This window comes from Bacteroides gallinarum DSM 18171 = JCM 13658, assembly GCF_000374365.1.
GTDB classification, from domain to species: domain Bacteria; phylum Bacteroidota; class Bacteroidia; order Bacteroidales; family Bacteroidaceae; genus Bacteroides; species Bacteroides gallinarum.
Window position 1 is genome coordinate 77,496 of record NZ_KB894125.1, and the last position, 19,666, is coordinate 97,161.

19 protein-coding genes are annotated in these 19,666 nt (G+C 51.8%); all 19 read left to right on the top strand.

The window, feature by feature from the left end; all coding sequences use genetic code 11:
* Positions 1–33: 33 nt before the first annotated feature.
* The 19 genes from C233_RS0107960 (at position 34) to C233_RS0108050 (ending at position 19,666) form a co-directional block, all read left to right on the top strand.
* Positions 34–1,005 (top strand): fimbrillin family protein, encoded by a 972-nt coding sequence (locus C233_RS0107960; RefSeq protein ID WP_018667068.1) that lies wholly within the window; start codon positions 34–36, stop codon positions 1,003–1,005.
* Between the two features lie 123 nt (positions 1,006–1,128).
* Positions 1,129–1,977 (top strand): hypothetical protein, encoded by an 849-nt coding sequence (locus C233_RS0107965; RefSeq protein ID WP_018667069.1) that lies wholly within the window; start codon positions 1,129–1,131, stop codon positions 1,975–1,977.
* Positions 1,978–2,175: 198 nt separating this feature from the next.
* Positions 2,176–3,210 (top strand): fimbrillin family protein, encoded by a 1,035-nt coding sequence (locus C233_RS0107970; protein WP_018667070.1) that lies wholly within the window; start codon positions 2,176–2,178, stop codon positions 3,208–3,210.
* 35 nt (positions 3,211–3,245) lie between these two features.
* Complete coding sequence (locus tag C233_RS0107975) at positions 3,246–3,773, top strand: Pvc16 family protein (protein ID WP_018667071.1); 528 nt, start codon at positions 3,246–3,248, stop codon at positions 3,771–3,773.
* Positions 3,774–3,800: 27 nt separating this feature from the next.
* Positions 3,801–4,583, top strand: a complete 783-nt coding sequence (locus C233_RS0107980; RefSeq protein WP_018667072.1) for a hypothetical protein — start codon at positions 3,801–3,803, stop codon at positions 4,581–4,583.
* 65 nt (positions 4,584–4,648) lie between these two features.
* A complete protein-coding gene (locus tag C233_RS0107985) occupies positions 4,649–6,277 on the top strand; it encodes a phage tail sheath family protein (protein WP_018667073.1) in 1,629 nt (542 codons plus the stop codon).
* Positions 6,278–6,336: 59 nt separating this feature from the next.
* Positions 6,337–6,795, top strand: a complete 459-nt coding sequence (locus C233_RS0107990) for a phage tail protein (RefSeq protein ID WP_018667074.1) — start codon at positions 6,337–6,339, stop codon at positions 6,793–6,795.
* A 22-nt stretch (positions 6,796–6,817) separates the two neighbouring features.
* Positions 6,818–7,279, top strand: coding sequence for a phage tail protein (locus tag C233_RS0107995; protein ID WP_018667075.1), 462 nt, complete (start codon positions 6,818–6,820; stop codon positions 7,277–7,279).
* Positions 7,279–7,449, top strand: coding sequence for a hypothetical protein (locus C233_RS24060; RefSeq protein WP_018667076.1), 171 nt, complete (start codon positions 7,279–7,281; stop codon positions 7,447–7,449). The genes C233_RS0107995 and C233_RS24060 overlap by 1 nt, the downstream gene beginning before the upstream one ends.
* Positions 7,450–7,454: 5 nt before the next feature.
* Positions 7,455–8,117: a CIS tube protein gene (locus C233_RS0108005; RefSeq protein WP_018667077.1), complete on the top strand. Its 663-nt coding sequence runs from the start codon at positions 7,455–7,457 to the stop codon at positions 8,115–8,117.
* Between the two features lie 37 nt (positions 8,118–8,154).
* Positions 8,155–9,930 (top strand): type VI secretion system tip protein VgrG, encoded by a 1,776-nt coding sequence (vgrG, locus tag C233_RS0108010; protein ID WP_018667078.1) that lies wholly within the window; start codon positions 8,155–8,157, stop codon positions 9,928–9,930.
* 125 nt (positions 9,931–10,055) lie between these two features.
* Complete coding sequence (locus tag C233_RS0108015; RefSeq protein ID WP_025069010.1) at positions 10,056–10,355, top strand: PAAR domain-containing protein; 300 nt, start codon at positions 10,056–10,058, stop codon at positions 10,353–10,355.
* A 64-nt stretch (positions 10,356–10,419) separates the two neighbouring features.
* Positions 10,420–12,078 (top strand): fimbrillin family protein, encoded by a 1,659-nt coding sequence (locus C233_RS0108020; RefSeq protein WP_018667080.1) that lies wholly within the window; start codon positions 10,420–10,422, stop codon positions 12,076–12,078.
* Positions 12,079–12,199: 121 nt separating this feature from the next.
* Positions 12,200–13,693: a hypothetical protein gene (locus C233_RS0108025; RefSeq protein WP_018667081.1), complete on the top strand. Its 1,494-nt coding sequence runs from the start codon at positions 12,200–12,202 to the stop codon at positions 13,691–13,693.
* A 248-nt stretch (positions 13,694–13,941) separates the two neighbouring features.
* Positions 13,942–14,064, top strand: a complete 123-nt coding sequence (locus tag C233_RS23545) for a hypothetical protein (protein ID WP_018667082.1) — start codon at positions 13,942–13,944, stop codon at positions 14,062–14,064.
* A gap of 197 nt (positions 14,065–14,261) precedes the next feature.
* Positions 14,262–15,062, top strand: coding sequence for a KilA-N domain-containing protein (locus C233_RS0108035; RefSeq protein ID WP_018667083.1), 801 nt, complete (start codon positions 14,262–14,264; stop codon positions 15,060–15,062).
* A 156-nt stretch (positions 15,063–15,218) separates the two neighbouring features.
* Positions 15,219–15,641, top strand: a complete 423-nt coding sequence (locus C233_RS0108040) for a GPW/gp25 family protein (protein WP_018667084.1) — start codon at positions 15,219–15,221, stop codon at positions 15,639–15,641.
* A gap of 15 nt (positions 15,642–15,656) precedes the next feature.
* Positions 15,657–18,911, top strand: coding sequence for a baseplate J/gp47 family protein (locus C233_RS0108045; RefSeq protein WP_018667085.1), 3,255 nt, complete (start codon positions 15,657–15,659; stop codon positions 18,909–18,911).
* Positions 18,912–18,934: 23 nt separating this feature from the next.
* Complete coding sequence (locus C233_RS0108050; RefSeq protein ID WP_018667086.1) at positions 18,935–19,666, top strand: hypothetical protein; 732 nt, start codon at positions 18,935–18,937, stop codon at positions 19,664–19,666.

The window sequence follows — 19,666 nt, forward strand, 5'->3', positions numbered from 1 at the left end:
CACACAGGCAATAACAGAAAAACAAATAAAAAGATGAAAGCAACGAATTACATTCTTTTTGCAGCCGCTGCCATTGCGCTGGCGGCTTGCAGCAATGACGGACTGCCCGGCGACGACCCGAACGCCCCGGTGGAAATCCGTCTGACAGGTGGTCTGGAGGTGCAGACCCGTACCTTGCACAACCTCGACACGCAGTTGAAACCCGGAGAACAGGTACACGTGTGGGTGGATGATGCCGGAAACGTGGCAGACAAGGAACTGTACAAAGACAGGGAACTGACGGCAGGAGACGACGGTGCCTTGACGGGCGAGACGATGTACTTCCCCCAGACCGGCAATGCAGTGAACATCTACGCCATACACGGAAACTTCGGGGAAGCTACGGATTGGTCGGAAGGCGGCTTCTGGGCAACGGACATTACGCACACGGTAGCACAGAACCAAAAAAGCGGAGAGGACGGCTACGCCAAGTCCGACCTCATGTATGCCAAATCTACCGATGTAGCCCGCACGAAAGAAGCCATCAATCTGCAATTCAGTCACCTGCTCTCCAAGATAGAGGTGGTATTGGTGAAGGGAGCCGGAAGCCCGGAAATTAAGAAAGTGGAAATCCTGAACACGAAGCTCGAAGCCGTCTTCACCCCAAGCAAGGAGAACGAATTCGAGGTGATAGAGAGCGGTACGGATGGAGGAAATCCGATTGAGATAGATACTGACCTCACCTCTGCGGCGGATGCGGCAGGAACGGACGAAAACAAGAAGAATCTCAACGAGGCCATCATCGTACCGCAGACCCTCACATCGGGCGAACCGTTCATCCGCGTCACCACAGCCGAAGGCGGGACATTGATTTACAGACTGCCGGAGGACAAGACGTTCGATCCTGCCAAGAAATACCGCTTTACCGTTACTGCCAACCTGACGGAGCTGAAGGTAGTAAGTGCAAAGATTACAGACTGGATTAAGGAAATAGGCGATGACGATGGCACAGCCGAAATGGAGTAATCGCTGACAGCCATCCTATGCAGCAAGCGTAAGGCACGGAGATATGCCCTTTTGATATACGGTGTAGCTGCTCGCGTCGCGGCGGGCGGTGGCGCAAAGAAACCATAAAAAAGAAAGGAAAAAATGAAGAAGAATTGTTTTACCACGAATAATATCCTTTGGACAGCCTGCTGCCTTGCAGCGATGACTGTCTTCACAGGCTGCAAAGACAGCAATGGCAAGGACAGCGAAACCGGCATCCTGAGACCAATCGCCGAGAACATTACCGGCAAGTGGAATATGGAGGAAAGCCTCCGAAAGCAGGATGGCAAATGGGTGGAAGACCTCATCCCCGAAGGTGAGGGACACATCTACACCATGCGCCCGGACGGCACGGCGCTGAGTGCGTTTACCGCCCCCGACGGCTACACCAAGCTCAACCTGGGCGAATGGAAAGTGGACGAAGTGACCGACCGACTGACGCTCGGCACTATGACCGTCGATGTGGTCAGTCTGGACGCGACATCGCTTGTCATGGGGCATGACGAAGCCCGCGACTCGGAAACGGGCGAAATAATGCAGGGAGAGTTCCGATGGACGTTCTCCCGCATGGACGAAAACCGGAAGACACTTGCTGAACAGCTGGTTGGCAAATGGATTCTCTCCAAAAGCTACGAGAAGAAAGGCGGCGAATGGGTGGAAAACTCCAACGGACTTCCCGACGAGGGCTGGCACCTGTACCGCGCAGACGCTACCTTCACCGCCTATTCACGCAGCGGCGAACATGAATTTACAAGCGACACGAACTGGGTGGTGAACTGCACCACCGGGGAAGTGCGCTGGACGGCAGAGAACGGGCAGAGCTCCACGGCAGACGTGGCCATCGAAGCTGACGGGACGCTCTCCGTGTACTACTCGAACAGTTTCGACCCCGTGACAGGACAGTCTGTCGCAGGCGAATACAAGGACGTGATGGTACGCGCACAGGAATAAATTTCAGCCATCCCGTGCAGCAGCGTAAGGCACGGAGAATTACCTATAATAATATAAGGTGCATCGGGCAGGGTCGCTCCACCGGTGGCACAACCGACGACAAACCGAGAGTTGAGCCAAACTTGTTTGAGCTATGCCGAGGTGCGAAGGAGGAAAACGAACGAAGTGAAGTTAAAATGAACAACTAAAAAACGAAATATGAAACGTAGTATATTACGACACAAGTTTGCTTTATGGCTGGTAGTAGCCTTGGCCTTGGCTTTGGCCTCGTGCTCGCAGGACGAGCTTGCCGGAGGCGAACAAGGCACGCTGCTGCCTTACGGGAAATACCCGCTGGAGCTGACCGCCGCCATAGGAGAGGCAGTCGCCACGCCTGCCACGCGCGGCACGGTGCATGGGACGTGGCCGGATGGCTATTCTTACAATTATCTCCAAATAGCCAGCAGTATCGAGTATCCGGAGGAGAATAAAATCGACTGGATGAGTTACATGGTGAGTACAGTCCGCACATATCAGATATATGCGGATGGCACAATGGTAATAGATCGTTACTATACGCGTGACCCTATCTATTGGAGACGTACTGATGAGATAATCTATATCTATGCCTATTCGTGGAGTAGAACTCCTGACGAGCGTAATACTTCGGACCCACACGAGGTCTATGAGGACCAAAGCGAAGAAGATAAATTAAATGATAGCGATTACCTCTTTGCCTATGCGGCATTGACCTTCGACGGGGACCACACGCTGCATTTCCGCCACCTCACCTCGAAGGTTACCATCAACCTCAGGCCGTCCAAATACCTCTCGGCGCAAGCCCCTGAAGATGTGGAGGTCAAACTTACCGGCAAAAACGGGGGAAATTGGTATATAAAAGGAAATTTCATAGGGACAGACCCGAATAAGATAACATTGTTTGAAGCCGAGGGGCTGGAACAGTCGGAAATCATTCCATACAGGAACCCTAATCCGACGGAGGGCATGTACGCCACCTACGAGGCTGTCGTAATCCCGCAGACGATAACCGGCACCGGCAAGACCATAGAGATAAAGGTAGGCGAAACCACCTATTCCTACGAGGTCAAGTGCCCGAAAGGCAAATACACCAGCGGTGAGGAATGGATTTACAACATCACCGTCAATGCCCAAGGCTTGGACGTGACTGTCGAAGAAGGAAACATCGGTTGGGGGCAAGGTGGCACTGGCAGCGGTAGCGTAGCCCTGCCTTAAAACGAACATATAGAAAACGAAAGCAACATGATGAAATGATAAAGCGTATCCTGACATACTACGCCGAACGTCTGGACGAATACCTGTCCCGCACCCGCCACCAACCCGAAGGGCTGGCGACTGTGGGACTGATAGGTTCCGACGGAGAGGAAACCCCGAACAAGGTAGTCATCTCCTTAGTCAACCTCGAAAAGGAGGCTTCGGGAGACAGGACGTACATGCAGCGCAGCGGAAGCGGTTTCGTGGGCAAGGGTGCGCCCCTGATGATGAACATGCACATCATGCTGGCGGCAGTCTACGAGAACAGACGCTATGCGGAATCACTCTCCGTCCTGTCCGAGACACTGGCGTTTATCCAGTCGATGCCGAGATTCAATACGGGTCGGGAGAGCTGCACGGTGGAAGTGGTACCGATGTCCACAATGGATTTGCACAATATCTGGACGACCATGGGCGGGCAATATTACCCGTCGGTCATCTGCAAGGTGCGCGGCCTGACCATCGACTCTTCTTCAATCGTGTCGGGCAGCGGCACAGCCGCCGGTCCGGATGTGAATACATAAGAACATGACAATGAAACAGATATAGCTATGGATTATCGTCCTTTATACAGCCTGCGGGTCGGGCATGAATACTTCGACAGAGGTATCTGCCGTTCCTTCCGCTGCCGGATTTCTCCGGCGGAAGCGACGCTGTGGCACCGTCGCGGGTTGCTGTTCAGACAGCTCGGCGAGAACGAATGGACGATACTGTACGACAACGACGGCGCGGGCGTGGACACCTCCTCCGATGTACTGGTATTGGACATGGAAATGACCGACCCTGCATTCGTGCTCTATACGCTGTGGGACGGTTTTCACCCCGATGCAGCCTACGGGCTGGAACTGCCGTCGAAAAAAGAGACTGCCGATGCGGTGAAGGCCATCCGTGAGACCGCACCGAAGCGCGGCATCGGTTCCGGATTCTGCCGGATCCGTATCCGTATGACCGACAAGCTGGTCAAGGCGGCGCGGGACGGAAAGCCGATGACCTGCACCTTGCAGTTCCATGCCCCGGCATACCGGTGGGAGTATCTGCTTGTTCCGCGTGACGGGGAGAATGTCCCGCCGGGAAAGTATCTCATGGAGGAAACGGGTGGCAAACTGCATTTCCCTCCTTTCGAACCGGCAAGGATGTACGGCAGGGAGATGCTGCGTACCGTCTCCGAGGAATCCGTCCCGATGCACGAAAGCTACGGCTACCGGTTGAAAGTGGTGGTACCGGCAGGCGGCACCGGACGGAAGCAGACGGTGCTCAGGCACATCGACCCTCCGGAACCGGGCAGGTTCATGGATGCGGAACCCGGGCTGCTAAGACAGGTATGCAGCCTGTAAGAAATACAGATAAAAATTGATCAGTGATTAATAACACTAAGTTGAACCATTAAAACTAAGAACGTATGGGACAAATGAAAACACCCGGCGTGTACATCGTAGAGAAAAGCGCCTTCCCGAACTCGGTAGTAGAAGCTCCGACCGCTATCCCGGCTTTCATCGGCATTACCGAGAAAGCACAGAACGGTGCGGATTCACTCAGTGGCAAACCCTGGAAAATCACGTCCATGACGGAGTTCCAGCAGTATTTCGGCGGAGCTCCGGCACCTGAGTTTGCTCTTTCCGTAATTGATTCGCCTGAAAAGGATGCCACCGAGACATTCTATGGCATCGAGTCAGCATTCAAGGACGAAAACGGCAAGACCAGGCTCCTGCGTGTAGTGAACCGGAGCAACCCTTATTCCCTGTACTACCACATGGTGATGTTCTTTGCCAACGGCGGAGGTACCTGCTACATTGTCTCCATCGGAACATACAATGAGAAAGACACCAAGGGGAATCTCATCAAGGTTGACAAAGACAATGTGAAAAAGGCTCTCGATGACTTGAAGAAAGAGCAGGAAATCACGATGGTGGTCGTTCCGGAAGCCACCTCCACACCCGACTGCAAGGACATCCAGACCCAGATGCTTGCCCACTGCGGCGAGATGATGAACCGCTTTGCCATCCTCGACGTGCAGCCCAAGACAACCGGCAACGAGACTATGGATGACCAGATAAAGACTTTCCGTACCAATGTGGGTGCAAACTATCTCTCCTACGGTGCGGCTTACTATCCGTGGCTGAACACCTCCGTGCTTTCCGACAAGGATATCGACGGCACGGTACTGACCTGGGACTATACACAGGAAGCTCCTGTCCTGAAGCCGTTCTTCGAATCGGATTCCAAATTCCCTGACTATTTCAAAGATGCCTTCGGAAAGATCAAGAAAGGCACGAAGACAGTAACGGTAGAGGTGACAAAAGGCGAAGGCGAAGAAGCTACCTCGACCGAGGAAAAGGAAGTTCCGTTCACTCCTGATGAACTGGCCGCACTGAAGAACAACCTGCACAACGCCTTATTGCAGAACTTCCCCGGATACCAGTACATCGTGAACAAAGTGCGTGAGAAACTGAACCTGCTTCCTCCTTCGGCAGCGATGGCAGGACTTTACACAATGGTGGACAACACGCGGGGTGTATGGAAAGCTCCGGCAAACGTGTCCGTGAACTATGTGAACAGCCCCACGGAGAACATCGACAACGCCATGCAGGAAGACCTGAACATGCCGATGAACGGCAAGGCGGTGAACGCCATCCGCACCTTCCCGGGCGAAGGCATCAAGGTATGGGGAGCGCGCACGCTGGACGGCAACTCGCAGGACTGGCGTTATGTGAACGTGCGCCGCACGATGATGTTCCTCGAAGAGTCCGTGAAAAACGCGGCGAAGGCATACGTGTTCGAGCCGAACGTGGCTGCAACCTGGATGAACGTGCGTTCGATGATAGACAACTTCCTGCGCAGCGTGTGGAAACGCGGTGGACTGGCAGGTGCCACGCCGGAGGATGCCTACGAAATCCATGTCGGCCTGGGCGACACCATGACCGCCAACGACATCCTGGACGGCATCATGCGCATCACCGTGCTCGTGGCAATCACCCGTCCGGCAGAGTTCATCGAAATCACCTTCCAGCAGCAGATGCAGAAGAGCTGATGACGGTTGATAAGCGAAAACAAATAAATCAAATTGATAACACTTTAAATTAGAATATTATGGCAGACGAAAATGGAGCTGCTCAGAGCGCTCAGACATGGCCCGTACCTGAATTTCATTTCAGCGTGGAAATATCGAATGTGGGTAAAATCTCCTGCAAGGAAGTGTCGGGACTCGATGTCGAGTTCGACGTGATCGAATACCGTTCCGGTGACATGCCGGGGTTCACCAAGGTCAAGATGCCGGGTTTGCGCAAGAGCGGCGATGTGACCCTGAAGAAAGCGATGTTCAAGGACGACAAGAAACTCTGGGACTGGATCAACAAGGTGAAGATGAACGTCATCCAGCGCGAAAGCGTGACCGTCGCCCTTCTGGACGAGAGCGGCGGTCCGGTGCAGAGCTGGAAACTGACCAATGCCTGGCCGAAGAAATATACCGTGGAGGGTTTCAAGGCGGACGGCAACGGTGTATCTATGGAAACCATCGTGCTGGCTCACGAAGGCGTTACTCCGGCATAATAATCCTAAACAGTATTGATATATGGCAAACAACCCTGATTCCTGGCACTCTCCGGTCGGATTCCATTTCAGCGTGGCTTTCCTTCTGGAAGACGCTCAAGTCTCCGCCTCCTTTTCGGAGGTGGACGGCCTGAGCCAGGAGATGGGGTTTGGTGCCAGAAGCAGGAAATCTTCCGGGAATGCCGACTATCCTAAAGAAATCAAAGTCTCCAGTCTTGTACTGAAACGGGCCTTGACCCCACTGGATGACAAGGTGGCCGCCTGGATAAGGAAGAACTTCAATTTTCTGAAAAACGGCAGGATTGTGCCGTGTAGCAAAATCATCGTCTCCCTTCTGGACGAGAATCGTAACCCGATAGCCGGTTGGGAGTGCCGGTGGGTCATTCCTGTCAAATGGCAGCTGAGTCCGTTGGATTCGTCACAGAGTAAGATTGCTGTAGAGACATTGACACTGAAATACAAGGAACTGGAAAGGATAATGTGATGCCCATAATAATAAAAGAAATACAGGTGCGCACCTCCGTGGAAAAGAAGGTTGTCCTCCCCGCGGAAATCACCGAAGATGTGTATGAACACATCAAGGAGAAAGTGGTGGAGGAACTCTTGCTGCACGAGAGACGGCATGTATCGGATACAAGGAAAAAAGAAAGATAGAATATATGGAACAGCTTAAACTGACAGCCTATACCGACGGGAAGTTCAGCGCAAAAAACGGCAACAGCCTCTCCATTCCCATGGAGCCTGAAAATATCAGGTTCGGGAAGGAGATTGTGTATCGTGAGGACAGGCAGCAGGGGGCAGTCGGTGGAGGCAACCGTTTTGAGAAATACAGACCGGAGACACTCTCCTTCGATTTCGAGATAGATTGCACCGGTATTGTGGAGGAGACACAGGAGAATGACAAGGTTTACGACAAGGTGGATGACCTGGAGAAACTGTTGTATGTCTATAACAGCGACGGTCATAGACCCTCGTATGTGGTTGTCTGTTTTGCGGCCATCCTTTTCAAGGGACAGCTTTCCAGGATGAATGTGGACTATACGCTGTTTTCTGAAAAGGGCATACCGCTCCGCGCTACTGTCTCCCTGGCATTCGTAGGCTTCCGGTGCAGCGAGGAGGAGCGCAAGAAGTTCCACAAGCAGTCGCCCGACATGTCGCGGCTCATCACCGTCAAGGAGGGCGAGACACTGCCTTACCTCTGCCACAAGATATACGGGGATTCCCTCTTAGTGCGGCAGGTAGCAAAGTTCAACAATCTTGGGGGATTCAGAAACATACCGGCAGGGACGGAGTTATTGTTCCCGCCGCTTAAGAAAGAATAAAAGGAATAAATTGAGCAACCAAATAAACTGAAGAAGTATGGCAGACTCACCGTCGAAATATGCAGACCGTATTCTTGCGTGCAAAGTCTTCTGCAACGGCAAGGCGCTGGACGACTCGTTCGAGCTGGTCTCGGCTCATGTACGTTTGGAACTGAACCGTATCGGCAAGGCGACTTTGTGTTTCAACGCCGGGGATATGGATGCGCAGCGTTTCGACGAGACTGATTCCGACAGCTTCAAGCCGGGCACCGCCATCCGCCTGGATGCCGGAGACTTGAACGGGCAGAAGACCCTGTTTGAGGGCATCATCCTCGATACCGGCATACGTATCGGCAAGGGACACCGCTCCGTGATGACAGTAGAGTGCCGTGATAATGCCTATGCCGCGACACAGGTACGGAAGAACCGCATTTTCGAGAAGAAGAAGGATGCGGACATGATCAAGGAAGTGTTGAAAGAATACGGCAGCGTGTCAGTGGACGGTACGGACTACCGACACCCGGAGATGGTGCAATACTACTGCACGGACTGGGACTTCGCCCTTTCGCGTGCCGATGCCTGCGGGATGTTCGTCCTTGCTACGGGCAGCGACATCAAGGTGTTCAAGCCGAAAGTGGGAGCCTCGCCCGTGCTGACCGTCACTTACGGCAGCGACCTGATAGACTTCGACGGCGGACTTTCGGCAGGCGACCAGTTTGCGGGTTACGATGCCGTTTCGTGGAATCCTGCGGAACAGAAACCCGTCAGGGAGAGCGCATCCGTCCCCACGCTGAACAGGCAGGGCGACCTGGAACCGAAAAGCATGGCGGCAGCCAACAATATGCTGCTCCAGACCGATGCCCCGGCAGACGGCAAGGTGCTGAAGGCGTGGGCGGACAGCATGGCGTTGAAGGCGGGACTTGCCCGCTATCACGGTTCGTTCAGCTTCTACGGGGCTGCGGAAGCCGTACCCGGTTGCATCATCGAGCTGAAAGGCTTGGGCAAGCGTTTCGGCGGCAATGCGTTTATCGGCTCGGTGGAGCATATTATCGAAAAGAACGAATGGATTACCAGAGCCGGGATAGGCATCGACCCGGCAAACATCACCGGTGAGCCGGATGTGGTCAGTCCCCCTGCGTCAGGGCTGCTGCCCGGCATGGAGGGGCTGCATACGGCGGTGGTGAAGAAATTAGACGGCGACCCGCAGAAGCAGTGCCGCATACAGGTGGAACTGCCGTGGATGGAGGGAAAAGACAAGCTGCTCTGGGCGCGTCTCTCCACGCTGTACGCCACGGGAGGCTCCGGCTCTTTCTGGCTGCCCGAACCGGAAGACGAGGTGCTGGTAGGCTTCGTGAACAACGACCCTACGCACCCGGTCATTCTCGGCGGACTGTACGGCAGCCGCCACAAGCCGCCCTACGAATACGAGGCGAAGAACAACCGGAAAGCCCTCGTAACCCGCGAGAAGATGCGCATCGAGTTCGACGAGGAAAAGAAAACCATAACGGTCTCCACCCCCGGAAAGAATACGGTGGAAATCAGCGACGATGGGAAGCATATCAGGCTGACCGACGAGCATAAGAACGAAATCACGATGGACAAGGGCGGTATCACGCTCTCGTCCGCCAAAGACATCATGCTGAAGGCGAAAGGCAACATCACGATGGATGCCACGATGAAGCTCAGCGGCACCGCCAAACAGGATGCCAGCATAGAAGGGCTGAACGTCAAGGTGCAGGCCAAGATGGGCGCGACGGTGAAAGGCAACGCTACGGCGGAACTTTCCTCCAGCGGACAGACCACCGTCAAGGGCGCAATGGTAATGATTAACTGACGACGAACCGAGAGGAATACAAAACTTGTTTTGATATTCCCGAGGTGAGGAGGAAGAAAACCCGTAGGGCTAACTAAATGAAGAATGATGAATGAAGAACTGACATATAAAGAAAGGAGCACGATATGCCACCGGCAGCAAGACTGACAGACATGCACACCTGCCCGATGCAGACACCGGGGCTGCCTCCCGTACCCCATGTGGGAGGTCCGATAATAGGGCCGGGAATGCCCACGGTGTTGATAGGCAAACTGCCTGCGGCGGTCATGGGCGACATGTGCACCTGCGTCGGCCCGCCCGACACCATCATCAAGGGGTCGGCAACGGTGCTGATAGGTGGCAAGCCCGCCGCACGTATGGGCGACACGACGGCACACGGAGGCGTTATCGTCGCCGGATGTCCCACTGTACAAATTGGAGGATAAACTGTCATCCTGAGCGTAGTCGAAGGATCTGATATATACGATAGAGAATAAAAAGAAAGACAATATGAATAAGAAAATGATGAACAAATGGATTTTCGGGGCGGCACTCCTGCTGTTTGCCGCCTGTACTCAGGATGAACTGACGGAGCAAGGCGACACCCTGCCCGAAGGCGTGTACCCGTTGGAGATTTCATCTGTCACCCTCGAAGCGGAGGTTAGTACTCAGCCGTGGGGAGCGGACGGCCCGCAGACCCGTGTCAGTGAGAACAACCCGGACAGGAACAGCAGCAAGTGGGACGGTAATGAAACTATCTATGTGCAACTGGACAATACAGACGAGATTGGAGAGTTCAAAATAAACAAAATAGATGAAAATATAACGGTTAAACCTGTCAATACCGTCTATTGGACAAAACGCACCGATGACGTGACGGCATGGTATACCTCGCCCGAATACGATAACGGAAACGGAATTATCAATCTCGCCGACCAATCGCAAGGGCTGGCCTACGTGCTGCAAGCCACCGCAGAGAAGGCTTTCTACGACAGCCCCGTTTCGTTGAAATTCACTCATCAGCTTGCCAAAATACGGGTGAAACTCATGGGCGAAAAGGCTGGAAGTGTAACTGATGTAAAGATAGAGAGTTGTACCTCTTGCACGAACACGAACGGAACGGTAAGTTTCGATGATACATCTACCGGCGAAATCAATATGTATCGAGTAGATGCCAATACCTACGAAGCCAATGTAGTGCCGGACTCGCCAATAGAAAAGTTTACAGTGAACGTCGGCAACAAACTTCAAAGCCTTTCCACGCCCGTTACTCCCCAAAAAGGACAGCTGCACGAGATAACTATCAATGTGAAACAAGCAACCTTGCAACCCGATGGCGGAAAATTCACTGTCAACGATGGCGATAATGTGCTCATCAAAGACCACACGGGCACCGAACCTATCGTAGTAAACGGCACTGCCACCATCACCCTCGACAATGTGCAGCTGAACACGACCGGCAATGTGATGACCATTAACAACGGAGCCTCCGTAACGCTGAACATTGAAGGTACGAACAACGTGTTCACCTCCACCAGCGGCGCAGGCATCAAGATTATGGATACAACAAACAGCGGCCAACGTGGGAGCATCACTATTAACGGCACCAATGCAAGCAGTTCCAAACTGAAAGTAACGGCTGCCAGTGGCGCGGCTGTCGGATTCAGGATGGCGGGAGATGAAGCCTGGGTTACTAAGTACTGCGGTAACATCGAGATTAACAACATCACGTTGGAAGCCACGGGAGGCAACGGTTCGCCTGCCATAGGAATATCTGCCATAGAAACAGACGCTTATGATATTCAGAAAACATACGGCAAGATTTCCATCAATGGCTCAACGGTAAATGCCTCCAGTACAGGTAACGCGGCTTGTATAGGCACTCCTAATCATAGCACCAGTTCTCCATTCACATTAGAAGGCATTTTCATCAGCAACTCCACAATAACCGCTACAGCCGAGGGAAACCAAGCTGCCTGCATCGGTTTCGGATATACAAGCTACTCAAATGAAAAGATAATAAAGAAAATCGAATTTACGAATACCACGCTCCACCTTACCACAGGGGCATCCAATAAAGTAGGCTTCGGTGGGGGCGACAGCCAGCAGCTGCCCGAGGGCATCTGGAACAACGGAAACAAAGTCGGCGATACGGGTTGGAATCCGTAATAAGCGGAAGTTTCTCCCGAAGCACCCTTGCATGGGTCATAAAAGAGAATCAAGGTAGCCACCCTCACAGGTGGCTCGCCTTTCAGGAAATTAGTAATAACGACATTAAAATTGGAAGAATATGTACGAGGCAAGACAGAATAAGGAGAGGGTTTCACGGCAAATTGATGGAGGCTGTGGAGTAAGTCAGAGGGTGAGAATAGAGAATTGCATTATGCATTCAAAAGTTAAAAAGATCCAAGAAAATTCTATAGATACACCAGTTCAACGTTCAATAGGATTTGAGGCGGAACTATGTGTTCCTACCATGAATAAGCCCCAAAATGACGATGCAGAAAGTAAAATTAATACGTTTTTAAAAGGAGGAGTAGGATATGGAGTGCCCTTAGGTCAAATAGATAAAAATATTAGATTAACTTCAGATCATAACAATCTTGCTAATACTCATATTGATATACGAAAAGCATTAATAAAACAGGGTTATACTGTTCCAAAATTAGAACCTATGACTAATTTAGAATATGTAACCGATCCATTTAATGAATTAGATTCATCAAAAGATTGTGAAATAGACCAAGCTATAGAAAATATTGCAAATCATACAAAATCGCTTTTTAACAATGATGTAGATAGTAAAATGATACCTATTCCTAATAGTAGTTATTATACAGGTATTCCCAAGGGAGAATTAGAGACAAAATATAATGGCAAGATTAATAATGAAATTAGCAATTTTCAAACAAGTATAAAGGATTCTTATTATATCCAAGCTACCGCCGGCATAATTCCTTCTGCTGTAAGAGATTTACATAATAATTTTATAGAATCAGAAATGATGGAAATAAATGGCACCCCCCAAAAAAATATATATAAAAAAGTTATTGTTACTGCAATAAACATAGTTGATGAAGTCATCAAAGCATTAGAAACAGAAGAATGGTTTTGTAATGCAAACGCTATAAAAAAAATAAAAAAGAATAACTACGAAAGCTACGAAAGTTTCATGGGCATTTTGTATCTGGCTTATATGTATATGCTGGGAAGTGCTATAAATCAAACAACTTTTTTTGGTAAATCCACTATAAAAAATGCAGTTCCATTTATGTTAAAATTAACAAATATGAAAAATGTTTGTTTAGCTGATAAAAACTTGGATGATTTTATTATCAAGACTAAGAGTAAACCAAATAAAAAAAAGAAAGAATTAATAAAACTATTACATAGTATAGATGTATTTTTAGAAGGTAGCGCTTATGCGACACCTGCTTTTTGGGAGTCAACAATAACAGGGATGGGCCTCAAAGTTAGTAGAGCTGATGAAAACGACAAAAATAGAACAGCCATAGTTGATAGAAAATTAGTCTCTAATATTTTTCGTGAAAATAAAGAAAAACTTACATCCTCAGCTAACACAGCAGAAGAAAGAGGTTTTAACGCTCCAGATGAAATGGATTCTGACCAAATAAAAGTTAATCAAGAAGGATTACAACTCGAATATAGATATATATTTTTCAAACCAGATTCTAATAATCTAAAGGATACATTATGGAGCATAGTAAATGAGGTAAGGGAACATAATAAAAAGTGGGTTAGAAACCGACAGTCACAAGTATAAAGAATTGCAATCCGCAACCATAGAATATAAACGAAATTCATTTGGATGAATTGAAACATCATGCGGCTGATTTTGTCCGTCAGATACCGGAACGTAGCTTATCCTGCCTGGTTATTTTTGACTCATGTGAATTAAAGCCTCCGGTAACGCATAAACTGCAAGCCAATCCCCCCTTCCCCAACCCGTTCGAGGAAGTAAAGCAAAAGGAACGGAACCTATCAATCAAACCATAAAAAACAAAAAGTATTATGGCAATTTTAATAAAACCCATTCAGCGCCCCAATCCGCTCGACAAGAATGCCGCCAAGAAATGGTACGTAGTACAAGTGACCACCGCACAGATGGACGGAGTATTAGGATTTGTAATCTGAAACCATAAAGCGACAGCGTTCTTTGACATACTGGAAAAAGGAATCTTTACGACAAGTGAGAGCAGAGGGTGCTTGCATCCTTTGCCGAACGGAGTAAAGATGCACGAAAGTGAATAATGGGGAGAAAAGCCGAACCATTGGATGAAGAAGTGGATAAATATAGTATCTTTGCTTATATTTAATTGAATAGTAAGGATATGGCTAAAATATTGGTAAAAGATACAATAGTATCAGTCATACAAGTTCGGGATGATGATTATATCAACCTTACCGACATGCTAAAAGCCAAAGACGGTGAATTCTTCTTTTCCAATTGGCTGAGAAACAGGAATACAGTTGAATTTCTTGGGATATGGAAAAAACTGAATAACCCGACTTTTAATTGTGCCAAATTCGACATAATTAAAAGTCAGGCTGGCTTGAACAGTTACCGTCTGAGTGCCAAGGAATGGATGCTGAAGACGAACGCTATTGGTATTGTCGCCAAAGCCGGGCGATATGGCGGTACATACGCACACAAAGACATTGCTTTTGAGTTTGCCATGTGGATAAGTCCGGAATTCAAGGTTTACCTGATTCGGGAGTTCCAACGGCTGAAGGAGCAAGAACAGGCGCAGATTGGCTGGAACGCGAAGCGGGAACTGTCGAAAATCAACTATCGTATCCATACCGATGCTATCAAGCAGAACCTTGTTCCGCAGGAGATAACCCCGGCACAAGCCTCACGCATCTACGCCAACGAAGCCGATGTGCTGAACATGGCACTGTTCGGGATGACTGCCTTGGAATGGCGTGATGCCCATCCCGGCCTGAAAGGCAACATCCGCGACTATGCCTCGATAAACGAGTTGATTTGCTTATCGAACATAAAAAGCCTAAATGCCGTGTTTATACAAGACGGAATACCCCAGCGAGAACGACTCATTCGCTTGAACCGCATCGCCATACAACAGATGCAGGTACTGGAGGACATGACAGGACGCAACTTATTGAAATGACGCTTGCAGGTTTAACGCCTTCTATATAAAAGCCCCATTATTCCGCTTTCCCTTGACTGCATGGATGCAGCGAAAGGAAAGCGGTTTCCTTTTTCCGGTTAGTCAAGAGCAAAACAGAGAATTAACAAAAGTAGTAACGATATACAGAACAAGAATATGAACGAAGACAGGACATTCCTCGGCAAAGGCTGGAGCTTCCCTCCGGCACTGGACAGGGACGGCACACCCACCCGGATGGCCGCCTACGAGGAGAAGATACGCCAGAGCCTGTGGACACTGCTGAGCACCTCGCCCGGCGAACGCGTCCACCGCTACGACTACGGCTGCCCGATACGGCGGTATGCCTTCGAGGTGATGGACGTGGCGACGCAGACCCTGCTGCGCGACGAGATAGAACGTGCCGTAGTGATGTTCGAGCCGAGGGTGGACCTGAACCGGGTGGACTTCGAGGCGAACGACAGGGAAGGCATCCTGAAAATCACCCTCGACTACACCATCCGGCAGACCAACCGCCGCACCAACATGGTCTATCCCTTCTACCTGAACGAAGGCACCGACCTGTCGGGACTGCAACCATAAAAGAAAGGAGACCCAATGGCAGAAAAGACGACATACGAACTGAAAGGCACGCTGCGGGACGAGTGCATGACGAACCGCGCGACCCTGGACGGTTTCCACCCCATAGAGAGCGACTGGCGGGAACTGATGCGCTGGCTCATGTCCGTGAGCGGTGACGTGCCCTATTATGACTCCGGCGACAGAGAGAGCGGCAGACTGTCATCGCTGTGGGAGAACCATGTGCTGACCGTACTGGTGGACATCCTGTGCAAGGACATCGGCGGCTATGTCGATTCGTTTGTGGAAGGGCGCGGCACATCCTCCCGCCAGTCATATTTCTGCCGCCTGCAGGAGTCCTTCCGCAACTGGATATCGCGTCTCGAAATCTTTGTACGCACCAGCAGGAACATGGCAGCGGACAGCCCTTCCATCGCCGTGGCGTTGCAGATGACGGGACAGTTAGGGGCTGCCCTGTCGCAAGACGGTGAGTCCCGCATGAAATATGCCTCCCACCGGATAGACGACACGAACCGCCCGTACTACCGGATGCTCGGTGTCGTGGAGGACATCCAGAAGAAAGGCGGTGAATACATCGCACGTATCGAGTCGGGCGGCGACCTGGATGCCTCGCTCGCCCTGCTGCTCACCTTCGTCCGGAATTACTGCGGCATCGCCAATCGCTTCAACCGGCGTTTCAGTGGCTGGGTGGAGTTCTACCGCAAGAACATCCTGCACGACACGCCGAAAGAAGCCGTGCAGGACAGTACATACGTCATCATCGAACCCGACCGCACGAAAAAGGCGGAGACTTTTCCGTTGCCGGGAAGCACAGCATTCTTTGCCGGGCAGAACGCGGACGGCTCCGACCTCCTCTATGCCACCACAGAAAAGGCATATATCATCCCGGCACAGTTACGTTCCGCACATTCCCTGTTCAGCAAAGAAAACCGTCTGTATGCCGCAGCATTGCTGACCGAAGGACAGGACAACCCATGCCCGCTGTTCGACATAAAGAATCAGGCAGCCTCGGCACTGGAATACGGATGGCTCCTGACCTCACGCAGCCTGGTCCTCTCGGAAGGCAGGCGTACAGTGATTGTAAGTATCCGTTTAGAGAGCGGCGAAGAGGATTCCATGCCCGACCTTTCATATTTCAATGAAAACACAGCCGCCTTCATCCTGCAACTCAGCGGAAGCGAAGGCTGGCGGCAAAAAGAAGAATACGCCATAGAGACAGACCGTGAACACGGCATTCTCCGCCTTACAATCACTCTGACCGAAAGCGAGGAAGCCCCGGTACCCTGCACGGAGGAACTGCACGGCATCGCCACCGAATATCCGGCGCTGCGCATCCTGTTCGCCGACAGGAAAATCATAGATGCACTACCCCATGAACTATATATAAAGGAAATCACCCTGAATACGGAAGTGGACGGCATCCGGAACTTCACCCTTATCGGTGAGTCCGGACAGGCGGACCCCTCGCAGCCGTTCTATCCCTTCGGCCCGACGGGCGAACGCGGCAGCCGGCTGGTTTTCGGCCACGAGGAAGCCGCACTGAAAAAGACAACCTCCGTGACCTTGAAAGGGACATGGACGAAACTGCCCGGAAACGGCTTCAAGCCGATATACGAGAACTACGGCCTGGAAAAACCGGTAGACGGGAACAGCTTCACCGTCCGCTGCGAATGGCAGGAAGAGAGCCGCTGGCACGAATGCGCCGCCTCTCCGCAGCAGCTGTTCCGTATGGACGGAACAGACAAGCTGACGGATGAAGCCGTCTTTGAACTCGCATTGGAGGAAAAGACGACCGCCAACGCCCCCCAGCCTATGCCTTACCGCCGGGACGGTAACGGTTTCTACCGCCTGGTATTGGAGAGCCCGGAAACAGGTTTCGGTACGAATGCCTACTACCGCCGGTTTACCGAAGTGATGCTGCACAACGGCAGGGAGAAGGAAAAGAACCGGCTGCCCGTTCCCGAGCAGCCGCAGGTGCCGATGCTGGGAGACGTGACTTTCGGGTATAAGTCGGCAGAAACGCTTGCCTCCGGCAAAAACGGCAGCCTGTACCGTTTCTCGGAGCTGTCCGGATATGAGGTGTGCGCATTGCAGGAAAACCGCCATCCTGTCTTCCATCCGTGCATGGAGCCTCCCGCCATCCTCCTGAACCTGGAGCACATGGGCGACACGAGCCGTGTACGGCTTTATCTCGCATTGCGCTATGCCGCCAACGGCAGGAATTCCTCCGGCAATCCGACGGACTGCAAGCTGATCATCAGCCGGTATGCGGGCAACGGTTTTTGGCAGGAAATACCCGGTGACAACATACTGTGCGAAGAGACGGACGGCCTGACCCGCAGCGGCTTCATCGAGGTCAAGGCATCGGCATCTGAAGATGCGGACAACCTGTGGCTGAAACTCTCCTTTGCAGAAGGCAAGGCCCCGGAAAGCATGATACTGGAAGGCATCCACCTGAACTGTCTCCGGGTGACGGCAGAGAACGGAGACGGCAGCTCCCTGCCTGCCGGGACAATAGCCGCCCCGCTGGTGGAAGACAGCCGTATCCTTTCCGTGTGCCAGCCCTTTGCAGGCAGCGGGGGCAAGACGGCTGAGACGGGGCAGGATGCCGTCATACGGCAACGCATCCGCATTTCCGCCCGTAACCGTGCGGTATGCGGCAGCAACTATGAGGAAATGATACTGGAGCGTTTCCCGGAAATCGAGAAGGCGTGCTGCATCCCCGCATCGGGAAATGACGAGACCGTCCGCATCGTGGTGTTCCCGAAGCCGGAGAAGAGGACCTATCCGTTCCTGCCCGGCTGGAAACTGTCCGAGATAGAAAATTATATACGGCAGTATGCCTCCCCATTCGCGAAGATACAGGCGGTCAATCCGGTGTACGAACCGCTGTCCGTCACCTTCAGGGCGGTGCTGAAAAAAGACACGGCCGATCCCGGTACGGTAAAACGCCGGATTGCAAGACGCATCAGGGTATTCCTGATGGCATGGTACATGGACGGCAGGCTGCCGGATTTCGGCGTGCGGTATTCGTGCGACGCCCTCCTTTCACGCACCGTCAACGACGAGAATATTGAGGAGTTCGTTTCTCTGGAAATCCGGACAGGAAAGAAGCTGTACCGGATTACGGAAGAATTGCGAGATGAGGATACCGTCCTTTCCGCTTCAGACGAGTGCGGAGTCCTCTATATAGACACGCTCGACGTGGAACTGGTAGATAGCCGCCGCGGAGTGGACGAGGGAAAAATCGGGACAGACTTTATGATAGGATAGGAACATAAAAAAGATATAAAGATATGGGCAACAGATACAAGGACAGGGAAACATTGAAGTCGTACTTCCAAAGGGGGGATGTCCCCACGGAAGAGCAGTTTGCCGAACTCATCGACTCGGTTCCCAACATACATGAAGACGGCCAGGCAAAAGTCTCTCCCGCCGACGGCATCCGTCTCTTCCCTTCGGACAAGAATGGCGTGGTCGCCACCGTTTTTTCCTCCGACCCGGAGAAGCCCGGAGCCTCCCCCTTGTGGCGCATCGCCCTCACCGGGGACAACGGTCTGGAGATACGGAATGGCGAGGACGAGCCTGTGATGACCGCAGACAAGGAAAAGAACGTGACCGTGGCTGGAACGGTGAAGGCGGACAGATTCCTTTCCGATGACGGCGATGAGGGAGATACGCCCGGTACGGATGTGCTGAAGGTCAAGGCAAACGGATACTGGCAGAACCTGCCTGTGGAAGCGGAAGCCGGGCAGGAGATAAAAGGATGCCGGGTGTACCGCATATCCGCCTGCTACGTGAACAGCCTTACACGGAAATACTCCACCTGCGAAGCCATCGCCTCGCACTCGGACGGGTACGGAAGGAAAGTACGCTCCCCGCGCAGCCACTGGTGGGGCTGGTCGGGACATATGAAGATACGCTGGAGGAAGACAGGCGACAAACTCTTCCTCCAGATAAAGAGCAAGGGCGTGCAGAGCGGTGCGGAAACCATCCATTGCCGTATCGAAACCATCTGGAAAATATAA